The 13101-nt window shown below is 41.0% G+C and carries 10 protein-coding genes; 7 read left to right on the top strand and 3 right to left on the bottom strand.

From position 1 onward, the window contains the following. The first annotated feature begins 4 nt into the window (after positions 1-4). The 4 genes from HOP08_06185 to HOP08_06170 all read left to right on the top strand — a co-directional run bounded on the left by HOP08_06185 (position 5) and on the right by HOP08_06170 (position 4575). Positions 5-1567 (top strand): acyl-CoA carboxylase subunit beta, encoded by a 1563-nt coding sequence (locus tag HOP08_06185; GenBank protein NOT74500.1) that lies wholly within the window; start codon positions 5-7, stop codon positions 1565-1567. Positions 1568-1607: 40 nt separating this feature from the next. Next, positions 1608-2456, top strand: a complete 849-nt coding sequence (locus HOP08_06180; protein ID NOT74499.1) for a hypothetical protein — start codon at positions 1608-1610, stop codon at positions 2454-2456. 172 nt (positions 2457-2628) lie between these two features. Beyond that, positions 2629-3699 (top strand): M42 family metallopeptidase, encoded by a 1071-nt coding sequence (locus HOP08_06175; protein NOT74498.1) that lies wholly within the window; start codon positions 2629-2631, stop codon positions 3697-3699. Positions 3700-3759: 60 nt separating this feature from the next. Next, a complete protein-coding gene (locus HOP08_06170; GenBank protein ID NOT74497.1) occupies positions 3760-4575 on the top strand; it encodes an ABC transporter substrate-binding protein in 816 nt (271 codons plus the stop codon). On the opposite strand, the gene HOP08_06165 is transcribed toward HOP08_06170, so the two are convergent. Continuing rightward, positions 4558-5775: a 3-phosphoshikimate 1-carboxyvinyltransferase gene (locus HOP08_06165; GenBank protein ID NOT74496.1), complete on the bottom strand. Its 1218-nt coding sequence runs from the start codon at positions 5773-5775 to the stop codon at positions 4558-4560. The genes HOP08_06170 and HOP08_06165 overlap by 18 nt on opposite strands. A 123-nt stretch (positions 5776-5898) precedes the next feature. Between HOP08_06165 and HOP08_06160 the strand changes: the two genes are divergently transcribed. After that, positions 5899-6090, top strand: coding sequence for a hypothetical protein (locus HOP08_06160; GenBank protein ID NOT74495.1), 192 nt, complete (start codon positions 5899-5901; stop codon positions 6088-6090). Here HOP08_06160 and aroB read toward each other — a convergent pair. Continuing rightward, positions 6087-7103, bottom strand: coding sequence for a 3-dehydroquinate synthase (aroB, locus tag HOP08_06155; GenBank protein ID NOT74494.1), 1017 nt, complete (start codon positions 7101-7103; stop codon positions 6087-6089). The two genes, HOP08_06160 and aroB, sit on opposite strands and share 4 nt — an antisense overlap. A 124-nt stretch (positions 7104-7227) precedes the next feature. On the opposite strand from aroB, the gene HOP08_06150 reads away from it, so the two are divergent. Together HOP08_06150 and lysS are read left to right on the top strand one after the other, a co-directional pair. Next, a complete protein-coding gene (locus tag HOP08_06150) occupies positions 7228-8415 on the top strand; it encodes a proline dehydrogenase (GenBank protein NOT74493.1) in 1188 nt (395 codons plus the stop codon). A 78-nt stretch (positions 8416-8493) separates the two neighbouring features. After that, entirely contained in the window at positions 8494-10224 is a 1731-nt protein-coding gene (lysS, locus tag HOP08_06145; protein NOT74492.1) for a lysine--tRNA ligase, read from the top strand. Positions 10225-10228: 4 nt separating this feature from the next. Here lysS and HOP08_06140 read toward each other — a convergent pair whose 3' ends face one another. After that, the gene (locus HOP08_06140; protein ID NOT74491.1) at positions 10229-13057 is read right to left on the bottom strand and encodes an LPS-assembly protein LptD; all 2829 of its coding nucleotides are present in this window, start codon (positions 13055-13057) and stop codon (positions 10229-10231) included. Positions 13058-13101: the final 44 nt, after the last annotated feature.

The raw sequence follows: 13101 nt of genomic DNA, 5'->3' as shown, positions 1-13101 counted from the left end.
AACAATGAGTCAATCGAAAGTGCCGGAAAAAGGAAAATTTGCTGAGCTTGATCGCAAAAATGCTGAAGCATTAACAGGTGGTGGGGAGAAAAGGATTGAGCAGCAGCATGCAAAGGGAAAATTAACAGCGCGTGAGCGAATTCATTTATTACTTGACGAAGGCTCCTTTGAAGAAATGGGCAAATTCGTTATGCACCGGAGCAAGGACTTTGGTCTTGACAAGGAATATTATCTGGGGGACGGTGTTGTGACAGGATATGGTACAATTGACGGACGACTTGTCTATGTTTTCTCTCAGGACTTTACTGTGTTTGGTGGCTCACTTTCTGAAACACATGCAGAGAAGATTGTAAAAGTTATGGAACTGGCCATGAAGAATGGCGCACCTGTTATTGGACTTAATGATTCGGGTGGTGCGAGAATTCAGGAGGGAGTCGTTTCTCTGGGGGGTTACGCAGATATCTTTTACAGAAATGTAATGGCTTCTGGTGTGGTGCCGCAGTTGTCAGCGATCATGGGACCTTGCGCAGGCGGTGCTGTTTACTCTCCAGCAATTACAGATTTCATTTTCATGGTGGAGAATACTTCATTCATGTTCGTTACAGGCCCTAATGTTGTAAAAACTGTTACACATGAAACTGTTACAGCGGAAGAATTGGGGGGAGCGTCGGCACATAGTTCAAAGAGCGGTGTTACACATTTTTCATGTGTGAATGAGGCGGAGTGTATTGCCCAGTTGAAGAAACTATTCAGCTACATCCCGCAGAATTGTGAGGAAACTGCTCTTAAAATTCCTTATACGATGGCGAATGAGAAGAGATCAGTTTTGAATGATCTGATTCCTGCCAACCCAAATCAGCCGTATGATATGCGTGAAGTGATTAACGGTGTGGTGGATGAAAATAGTTTCTTTGAAGTTCACAAAAATTTTGCAGAGAATATTGTTGTTGGTTTTGCCAGGCTTGCAGGAAGAAGTATTGGTATTGTTGGCAATCAACCGGCATCTCTTGCAGGGGTACTTGACATTAACTCAAGTGTAAAAGGCGCAAGGTTTGTGCGTTTCTGCGACAGCTTTAATATTCCATTGCTGGTGCTCGAGGATGTTCCGGGTTTCCTTCCGGGAACGGATCAGGAATGGAATGGAATCATTGTGAATGGAGCCAAGCTCTTATATGCATTTTCAGAAGCAACGGTGCCGCGGGTTACTGTGATTACGCGCAAGGCCTATGGTGGTGCATACGATGTGATGAACTCCAAGCACATTGGAGCGGATATGAATTATGCGTGGCCTACGGCGGAGATTGCTGTTATGGGTGCAAAGGGTGCGGCGGAGATTATTTTCAAGAAGGAAATTTCAGAAGCTGCCAATCCTGAATCCAAGCTTGCTGAGAAAGTCGAGGAGTACACGAAAAAATTTGCCAATCCTTATAAGGCTGCACATCGGGGTTATGTAGATGAGGTGATTTATCCTGATCAGACCCGTGAGAAACTGATTCGCGCATTTCAGATGCTTGAAAATAAAGTGGCGGTGCTGCCAAAGAAAAAACACGGAAATATTCCGCTATAGCGGTGGGCACGATTATGGTATTGTGTGGTTCAAAATTAGTTTGAAAGCCACACTCTTCATTTTTATTATTTTTCTAAGTCCATTTTTTCTGCATGGACAGGATTCATTGCTATTTAAAATAGTATGTGCTACGGAGGGAGTTAAGCTTGACGGAAAAGCTGTCGTTCCAGGCACTGAAGTTTTCTCCAGATCCAAAAAACTTACAATTCGAAAGAATGAACATGCAGGAATATTAACGCATGAAGGTTATGCTTTTATGCTTGAGAAAACCATCAATGTAGATAAGGTGGTGAAATTTGTTTACCGAAAAAGCAATGGACTGAATATTCTGGGTGAGAAACCAAAAGGCCCATTGCTCAAGCCAGCGATTGATGACAATATTGAAATGATGGGACTCACTGTTGATCCCTGGTTGAAATCTTCCGGAGATTCATTGATTCTATTTTGGACGGATAAGCTTGGTGACCGTAATCCGTACGTAATACGCGCTGGGAGTGATTACGGAAAATACCTCCGCATTGATACTGTACGCACTAACTGGAGATTGTATCACAAGAATCAAATATTAAAGAACGGCTCAGTGTCTATTATTCAAGTAAATGATTCTAAAAGTGCGTTTACTGAACATACACGACAGTATCTTTTTTATGGAAAGCCAGCTGATCTTGAGCTCTTGAAAGATCATCTTTCAGGAATACCACGCGGTGAGAAAGATCCCGAGGTAATGAGAATGATTATTTATGAAGTGCATGACTATAACTATGATCAATTGTATCATTGGTTTCGGTGGGTCAGCAAAAAGAAAGGTGCGAAAGCCGAATTTTCAAAAACATATCTCGATGTTAAGGCGAGAACATATCATTTGGATCAGTTTAACTTTCATAAATAATTTCAGCGGTTGATTGCTGGTTATCAATTGGTTCAGAATCTCCAGGAACGAAGCTATGTTAGGTGAGTAATCAAGCAAAGGAACCCCCCTTGAATTATTCAGTTTCCGCAAAAGTTAAGCTTTAAGAAATTTTGACTTTCTTGCCTTAAATTTAGCTTCAATTCAAACGACCATGGACAAAAAAAGCAGAGATTTCCTTTTTAAGTATTTAAATAACTCATCCCCAACTGGCTTTGAATCAACGGGTCAGCAAATCTGGCTTGACTATATGAAGCCCTACATTGATGATCGCATCATTGATGTTTATGGCACTGCTGTTGGTGTGATCAATCCAAAAGCGGAGTATAAAGTTGTTATCGAAGCTCACGCGGATGAAATTTCATGGTTTGTTAACTATATCACAGAAGAGGGATATATCTATGTCCGACGCAATGGAGGATCTGACCATCAAATTGCGCCGTCTATGCGTGTCAATATTTATACAGATAAAGGAATTGTAAAAGGAATCTTCGGATGGCCTGCTATTCACGTTCGTGATGCAGGTAAAGAAGAAACGCCAAACCTTAAAAACATTTTCATTGACATCGGTGCGGAATCAAAGAAGGAAGTTGAGGATATGGGGGTTCATGTAGGCTGTGTTGCAACGTTTCAGGATGAGCTCATTGAACTTAATAAAAACTATCTCGTTGGTCGTGCATTAGACAATCGCATGGGCGGATTTATGATTGCGGAAGTTGCCCGTCGACTAAAAGAGAATAAAAAGAAATTGCCTTTTGGATTATATGTGGTGAATGCTGTTCAGGAAGAAATTGGATTGCGTGGTGCGGAAATGATCTCCCGCCGGATCAAACCAGATCTTGCCATTTGTACAGACGTTACTCATGATACACAGTCTCCAATGTACAATAAGAAGGAGAGTGGTAATATGAAATGCGGATTGGGTCCTGTGCTATGTTATGGTCCAGCGGTTCAAAATAATGTTCTGAAAATGATTATTCAAACAGCCGAAAAGAAGAAGATAAAATTTCAGCGCCAGGCAGTTTCACGTTCAACAGGTACGGATACAGATTCTTTTGCGTACTCAGCAGAAGGTGTTGCGTCTGCATTGATATCTCTTCCATTGAAATACATGCACACAACAGTGGAGACGGTTCATAAAAATGATGTTGAAAATGTTATCAACCTGATCTATGAGGTATTGCTGCAATGTAAGCCGGGTCAGGACTTTAGATATATTAAATAGTTAATAATTATGTTCAAAGCCGGAGATTAAGTTCTTCGGCTTTGAACTTTATATAAGTTTATGACAAAGCCCAGCACTCTCGATCAAATGGGTAACGGCTTTGTTTTTCTCCAGCCGCCTCAGCGAATCATTTCTCTCGTTCCTTCGCAAACAGAATTGCTATTCGATCTTGGTCTTAATGAGCAAGTTGTTGGCATCACAAAATTCTGCGTTCACCCGAATCGTTGGATAAAATCAAAAACAATTATAGGAGGGACAAAAAACTTTCATTTTGATGTTATTGAGCGACTAAATCCCGATCTCATCATTGGAAATAAAGAAGAGAACTACGAAGAGGGAATAGCAACATTGCAGAAGAACTTTCCTGTTTGGATGAGTGACATTATAACAATTTATGATGCCACTAATATGATCCGGTCAGTCGCCCGGATAACCAATAGGAAGTTTGAGGGAATCAAAATTGTTAAGGAGATTGATCAGGCTTTCAAAAGACTTGGAACATTTAAATCAGAGCGAATTCTCTATCTCATGTGGAGGAATCCATGGATGGGTGTTGCCAGTAGAACTTTCATTCACTCAATGCTGGAAAAAATAGGATTCACCAATGTTTTAACTGATCACGATCGTTATCCTGAACTTTCCATCTCCGATCTCCAGTGTTTAAACCCTTCAATAGTTCTGTTATCCAGTGAGCCATTCCCTTTTTCTGAGAAACACATTCCTGAGATACAACAGATCTTGCCCAATGCGAAGATCATCCTGGTGGACGGTGAAATGTTTTCCTGGTATGGAAGTAGAATGAAACTTGCGCCGGATTACTTCAAATCTGTATTTGGAGATGCAACTAATCGGGGTTTATCAGCTATTGATCTTTAGGCTGAATCCTAGTCCCTTCATATCATCCCAAAAAGTAGGATATGATTTTCTTACTACATCGGGAACCTGAATAGAAATATCCATTTGAGTTGCAAGAGGAGCAAATCCCATTGCCATGCGATGGTCATGGTATGTTTCGATAACTGGTTTTGTGGTTGGAATCTTTCCAGGAATTAATCTCCATTGATTTTGATCTTCAATAAACTGGGCTCCAACCTTGATCAACTCTGCCTGAAGAGCAGCGATGCGATCAGTTTCTTTAATTCGCAGGCTTTCAAGTCCCGTGAATTCCCCCGGAATATTTTTAACTGCACACACAGGAAGAATGGTCTGAGCAAGGTCAGGGCAATTTGTGAAATCCCATATCAGCTTCTCCGTTTGAGATTTTGATTTTGTAAGACGCAATCCTTCTTTGTTAAAGGCTGCTTCCACACCAAGTTGACTCATAATGTCAACTATGACCCTGTCACCCTGCAGGGCGAAGGAATCCACATCAGGTAGTAATATTTCAGCGGACGTAGCCAATGCAGTGAATCCAAACCAATAGCTTGCTGCAGACCAATCTGGCTCCACCCTGTAAAACGCGGGTTTGTATTGGCCCGGCGCAATCCTAATCTGCTGTTCTGACATTTCCGGCCGGATGCCAAACAAAGCCATAAGTTCGGCGGTCATCATCAGATAAGGTAAACTTCCGATTTTTCCTTCCAGATCAATTGTAAGTCCCTCTGGAAGGGTAGGAGCAGTCATCATCAGAGCAGATATGAACTGACTGCTGACGTCTCCGCGGATAGAAATCCGGTTTGTCAATTGTCGCGCAAAGCCTTTTGTTTCGATAGGAGGAAAGCCCTCTTTTCCCTTATAATCGATGGATACACCAATTTTTCGAAGAGCGTCAACCAGCAGATGGATAGGCCTTTCTTTCATTCGATCACTCCCGGTCAGCATTTTGGACCTGCCTGTCACACTGAAATAGGCCGTTAGAAAACGCATTGTTGTGCCGGCGTCCATCACATCAATAACACTTTCATTGCTGTGAAGAAGCGCGTGCATCAATTGAGTATCTCTTGCCGTAGAAAGGTTTTCAAGGGTTCCCTTATGCTCGGTGAGTGCATTAATGATCAGTGCACGATTGCTCAGACTTTTAGAAGAAGGAAGCGAACGAACGTTTCCTAGTAGTGAAGAATTCTTTACTATATCAATGCGAGTGCTCAAGTCGTTAGGAGTTTATTAGAATGTTTTGCCGTCATATAAAAAGCAGCGACTTTTTTTGACGATTTTATTATTTTGTGAAACCATTTAAAATCAAAAGTAGTTAAGACCGATATGAGTACAACACGCAAAGTTGCGATTGGTATTGGAATAGCCGGAGGAGCATTGTTGGCGGCCTGGTTGCTTACGGGCGATCGGAAAAAAAAGACGAAGGAATTCATCGTTCGTAACGCTAATGGGTTGAAGCGCACTCTCAAGAACAAGCAGGAAAAGGTAGTTCTTGAGGATGATGCTCACTATGTTTAAAATGACCGGTAGTAATCCAATGATTCGCGGATTTCTTTCGCGCTGACCACCACATCCCATGTGGCTTTTCCAAGCTGTTTTGGAAGAGCCATTAATATCTTGTTTCCTTTATTTTTCTTGTCATGCTTTAATAATGGAATCCAGGCTTCCGTTCCCGGAAGGTCGATACGGCCATATACAGACAGAATGTAGCCCGTAATTTCCTTTAGGTCATTGCTGGAAAGCAGTTTTCTACGATTAGCAATGTATGATTCCATGACCATACCGATTGCGATGGCTTCTCCATGAAGGATTCGTTTGCCGGACGTAAGAAAATATCCCTCCAGTGCGTGCCCGATAGTGTGGCCGAAGTTCAGAATTTTTCTAAGTCCTTTTTCCTTAGGATCTTTTTTTACTACAAGACTTTTAATCTTAACGGAATGCTTGACGAGTTTTAACCAATCCTGAGTGTTGAGTGATCGCTTTGAAATCTTTTTCCACATCGCTTTATCAGCTATGATGCAATGCTTGATGACTTCTGCAAACCCGGACCTTAATTCTTCTGTCGAAAGCGTCTTCAAAAAATCGGTAGCAATGTGAGTTGTGACAGGCTGTTGAAAAATGCCTATGTGATTTTTATAAGATCCAAAATCAATTGCAAGCTTTCCTCCGATGCTCGCATCAACCTGAGAAAGGAGTGTTGTGGGAACCAGCAGAAAATCTATACCTCTTTTGAAGGTAGCAGCGCAAAAGCCTCCCATATCTCCCAGAACTCCTCCACCAATAATAACAAGAAGAGAATGTCTATCCAGTCCCAGATCCGTCATCTTTTGCCAGATCACCTGAGCCGTTGCCAGCGTCTTATTTTCTTCGCCACTTTTAATCTCAATTAATCCGTGTTTTGGCAATTTATCAATCAATCCATCGTAGCAATGGCGTCGGGTGTTTTCATCAACCAGAACAGCAATTGAAGAATAGGCTTTAAAATAGCTTTTTGATATGAGGGTGCCTGCTTGAATTTTAGTTTGGATCATATACTTTAAAGATCAAAAATAATAGAATTATTACCCCATATTCTGATTATCGGCAGACTCATTTTATTAAGAACCGTCTGTAAAATAGAATCCACTACTATATTTGAGTCCTTAAATTTGTTACATGGAAATTGACCCCCTGGAGAGGTTCGACGATACAGCCACCGCCTTTCGCTATAAATCTGATAGTGAATTAAAAAGGGCCAATTTTATTTTTACCGTTGTAAACAACCCTTTTATTTCCAAGGTATCTACGAGCGCTGTCAAATTGGGAATGTTTCTGAAGCTTCCGATAAAAGGTATTGTGCGATCCACGGTATTTCAACATTTCTGCGGTGGTGAAACCATTGAGCGAACTGAAAAGACAGTAAAGCAACTGGGAGATTATAATGTCAAGACGATCCTTGACTATTCTATTGAAGGCGAGAAAACAGAGAAGGGCTTTGATCTGACAACAGAAGAGGTATTGAATACATTTGAAAGAGCAGTTCAATCGCACAACATACCCTTTTGTGTTTTTAAAGTCACTGGACTAGCAAGTGCAACGTTGTTGGAAAAGATACAATCCGGATTGACTTTAGATAAGGAGGAGAAAAATCAATTTGAAAAAGTAAGACAGCGTGTAGATAAAATATGTTCAAAGGCGCATGCTACCGGTATTCCTGTTTTGGTAGATGCGGAAGAAACCTGGATTCAGTCACCAATCGATATGCTTGCCTATGAGATGATGGCAAAGTATAATTCGCAGAAAGCGATTGTATTCAACACGTTTCAATTGTATCGTACGGATATGCTTGAGAATTTGAAGATGGCTTTTCATTCGGCAGCTATGCACAATTATCAATTGGGAGTAAAACTTGTAAGAGGTGCTTACATGGAGAAAGAAGCTGCCAGAGCTGAAAAGAGCGGATATCCAAATCCCATTCATGCGTCTAAGCAATTAACGGATGATGCTTTTAATACTGCTCTTTCTTTCTGCATCGATAACAAGCAAAGAATTTCGGTTGTATGTGGATCGCATAATGAGTATAGCAATCATTATCTAACGCTTCTAATGGAGAAATACAACATGAAGCCTAATGATGACCATGTATGGTTTGCTCAACTGTTGGGAATGAGTGACAACATTTCTTTTAACCTCGCGAAAGCAGGTTATAATGTTGCGAAGTATGTTCCATATGGTCCGGTAGAGGCAGTAATGCCATATCTCCTGAGAAGAGCGGCAGAAAATACTTCAGTTGCAGGTCAGAGCAGCCGGGAATTATCTCTTATCCGGAAAGAACTGACAAGGCGAAAAAATCACAAAGCCTGATTTCGTAATTAATTCATTGTCAATTTCCTCTATTTTTGCCCCACCGTTAAAAAGGCGGTTTTTACTTGTAAAAAGCACATGCAGTTAAGCGAACAGGAAATTATCAGAAGGCAGGGCCTCGAGGAACTTCAAAAGTTGGGAATTAATCCCTATCCAGCAGACTTATTTGAAATCAGCACCTCTTCTCAGGAAATTTTTGAGAAGTTTCCTACCGCGCCTGAGGCGTTTAAAAACGTTTCTTTCGCCGGAAGGATCATGAACCGTCGTATCATGGGAAATGCCTCTTTTGCAGAACTTCAGGACGAGCATGGGAAGATCCAGGTCTATTTCAGAAGAGATGACATCGCTCCTGGTGAAGACAAGACACTTTATAACACGGTTTTCAAAAAACTATTGGACATCGGAGACATTATTGGCGTCACGGGATTTGTTTTTGTTACACAAACCGGAGAGACTTCCATCCATGCAAATACTCTAACGATCCTTTCAAAATCATTGCGGCCACTCCCGGTTGTAAAAGAAACAACAGATGAGCAAGGAACTGTTCACCGTCATGCTGCATTCACTGATCCAGAGCAACGATACCGTATGCGTTATGTTGATCTGGTGGTTAACCCGGAAGTGCGGGCTGCATTCATTAATCGTACGAAGCTTGTCAACTCCATGAGAGGGTATCTCAATACACAAGGTTATCTGGAAGTTGAGACACCTATCTTACAGCCACTCTACGGAGGAGCGTTGGCGCGACCATTCAAGACGCATCACAATACGCTGGACATGACGCTGTACCTGCGTATTGCAAATGAGCTATATCTTAAAAGACTGATTGTTGGTGGATTCAGTGGAGTGTATGAGTTTTCTAAGGATTTCCGGAATGAAGGCATGTCGCGCTTTCACAATCCTGAATTCACACAAATGGAATTGTATGTTGCCTATAAAGATTATCACTGGATGATGAATCTTGTGGAAGAGATGGTTGAGAAGGTAGCGATTGATCTTCACGGCACAACAGAAGTTAAGGTTGGTGACAATGTTCTGAATTTTAAAAGACCCTGGAAGCGCTTCACAATGTTTGAGGCCATTCATCACTTTACAGGAATTGATATCTCTTCAATGAATGAAGAGGGACTTTTAAAAGTTTGTAAGGATCTGAATATCCCCAATGATGCCACTATGGGTAAGGGAAAACTCATTGATCAGATCTTTGGCGAAAAGTGTGAGCCTTTGCTGATCCAGCCAACCTTCATTACCGATTATCCGGTTGAGATGTCACCGCTTGCAAAGAAGCATAGGAGCAAACCGGGTCTTGTTGAAAGATTTGAAGCTATCTGCAATAGCAAGGAGATCTGTAATGCATTTTCTGAACTCAATGATCCCATTGATCAGCGTCAGCGATTTGAGGATCAGATCGAGCTGGGCAAGCGTGGAGACGAAGAGGCAATGACATTGGACGAGGATTTTTTAAGAGCGTTGGAATTTGGTATGCCCCCTACAGCCGGATTGGGAATTGGTATAGATCGTCTTTCCATGATCATGACGAATTCTCCATCTATTCAGGATGTGATTTTCTTTCCTCAGATGAAACCGGAGAAGCATACAGCTGCAGGAGATAATCAGGAATTCAAGGAAGCAGGAGTGAGAGAAGAATTAATCCCACTTCTTCAAAAATTGAATATTGCATCTGTAGAGCAACTACGCGAGATCAAGCCATCCAAACTTCTGAATGATATGGGCGGAATGAGAAAAAAGCTAAAACTTGAAATAGCTCCAATAACACTTCCTGAAATAGAATCCTGGCAAAAGAAATAAGACCTTAAAGATCGTAGAAGGAACGGGTTCTGTTAAGCTTAAGATCCTTCAAAAGGGAAGATTTTACACCTATAAAGAAAGTGTAGGAAGTGAATCTTCCAAACGGAACCCAGCTTAAGTTGACAGTCCAGCAATGAAGGTCACGGGTAATACCTAATTGAGTTGTTGTAATCTCTTTAGCCTCGAAGTCATATCCGGAATTGTAAGTCACCTTCCATGCTTTTGTAAGGCTGAAATCTCCATTGAATCTTAATGATTGAGTAACCTTAGGAGTGCTATTTACAGAATGAGAATAATTGGCGTTATAGCTTAGCCTTAGATTCCATGGAATATCAAAATCAACATACGAGTCCGGATTTTGAATAAGATACTGTTTCTCTGCCGGGGGAGCATTTGATTTTAAGATCTTATCCCGAGTATCATTATCCTTTTTCTGTCCTTTTGAACTGAAGTTTGTGCTGAGTGCAAGATTAGCGCTGGTAATTCTGCCAATGCCAAAATTTGATTCTTTAATAACTCTAAAGGGAATTGCCTGAGTACTTTCCCATGCATAGTTACGCGTTTGAATTTCAACTACCTGTGTTCGGTTGGCAAGATCACTGCCACCAACTGCCACAACGGAATCATATTTGGCCTGCTCATAGATTTTAACATACTGATAAGGATCCAGCACAGCACTTAAGTTCACGTTTAGCTTATCGTTCAGAACATTTGTATTGGCTGCTAGACTAAAGGGTTGTAGTCTGAATGAATCTGCGGCGAAGTTGTATCCACTGTTAATGGAAAGGGTGTTAAATATTGGTATCTTCTTAGCGACCGTGTCTTTCTTGCTTTTAACCTTCATCTCAATGGTGTTATTGATCCCAAAGCTCAATACAGAGCTCGTGCCCGTTCTTGCTCCGCCATAAGTATATCCCTCGTGGACAGATTTATAAGTGTCATACTTTGCATTTTTAAGGCGCAACACATCAAAGTACTCATACTTTGGATCTGCAAAATTGGGTGTATAACTATAACCTATCGTTGGATTAATGATGTGTCGTATGGCTTGAACCCCATAAGCTCTCTTAAAAAAGTAAGTTCCATAAATGCGTGTTGTAAGATTCACACTGGTGGAATAAGTCACCAGTCTGTTAAATCCTTGCTCCTTTCTGTCAATTACTGCAGCAGTACTATCATCAGATAATTTCCAGCGAGTTTTGTCAAAATACCATATCTCATCATAATTGAAACTTGGACTGATCGTGAAGAAATTCAAAAACTTGAAAGAAGTTGAGAGAGGGATAGTGTGACGCACGCCTTTATTGGCATTGCGAATGAAAGTTGGAAGGTTGGTAAAATTGAAGGGAGCAATACTGTCGTGGGTGATAGGGTTACCAGATAGATCAAGATAAGGCTGACGGGTACCGTTTATATCGATCCTTCCAAGATTATTGGTGATCTGATTGGTGGCAGTCATTGTATAACGCATAGAAAGATTCTGAAAGATCATGCTTTCAGAGACTTTCTTCAAAGGATAAAGATTGTTAAGGTTAAAGCTAAGATCAGGCAATGGCATGTCAACCTGCTTGGTTATAAGATCCTGGTTGATTCTATAATTGATACCAAGTGTTGCAATCGATCCGAAAGTTTTTGAATAGGAAATGTTGGAACTTAATTTTCGACTTGTTGCATCAATTCTGTTGGTGGTAGAATTAGAAGCAAGAGGCAAGAAATTACTGAGATTATAAGATGCAGTTGCAGCATTAACAGAAGCGGAGAATCTTCCGCTTCCACGACTTAATGGCGTATGACTCCAGGTTACACGAAAATCTTTTACAGTGTTGGGATCTTCAATGTTGCTGGTAAGACGATTATTGGTGTAACTGAAGTTAAAATTTCCGCTGTAGCTGTAGCGTGAGCGGTAGCTTGTATTGATATAAAGTCCGGAGGATCCTTTTGAGTAAATATCTCCAGTAAGTTGGAGCTTGAAGTAATCACTGATATCAAAGAAATATCCACCATTTCTCAGAAAAAATCCTCTGTTGTTCTCTTCTCCATAAGCAGGAACAATAATTCCTGAACTGCTTTGTCGTGGAGAGGGGAAAATTCCGAAAGCAAATCCTAGTGGTAAGGGAACGTCATTGAATTCCATATGAAAAGGACCTACTACTATTTTATCTCCGGGTATTGCTTTTGCTTTGGATGCTATGATCTGATAATGAGGATGAGCGAGATCACAGGTGGTGTAAGCGTTGCGTAAGCTAAGTAGTTCGTTCTTTTCATTTTTGAATACTGCTTGTCCGTGGAGAAATCCCTCGCCTTGTTTTGTGACAACTTCAGTAATGAGTGCCTTCTTTGTTTTAATGTTATAGATCATTTTTTTGGTCTCATATTTTTCACCTGAATTGGTGAAAATAGGATAACCAATCCATCGACCTAGAGTATCCTGCCTTCCGTTAGCCGTGATGGTAGACTGCTCATAGTCAATAGTTATTTCTTCTGCGATCAGCTCAACCTCTCCGTACTTGATTTTTGCATCGCCATAGAGGTGAACGATTTTGCGATCCAGACTTGAGTTGATGGAATCACGGGCAGAATAATTGATCGTCGTTTCAATGTCACCTTTCTTTTTTCTTGCAAGGGAATCACTTTTTACCCGGGCGGTATCTTGTTTTAAGCCTATAGAATCCTTGGGAAGGGTCTTTAAATCACCTTTGGGCGACGCAACAGGTTTCTCAACCTGACCGTATGAGGAGATTACTGTTATTAAAAGAAAAAAAATACCTACAAATCGCACTGTGGTGTTAGGAAAGGGTACAGCTAAAAATTTAGTTTTAAGCGAAAAATTCACGATTTTGTGCGAATTTATGTCAAATACCTCACATCGCTGCAACT

This window comes from Cyclobacteriaceae bacterium (genome assembly GCA_013141055.1).
Lineage (GTDB): Bacteria > Bacteroidota > Bacteroidia > Cytophagales > Cyclobacteriaceae > ELB16-189.
This window is presented reverse-complemented; position numbering and strand designations above follow the sequence as displayed.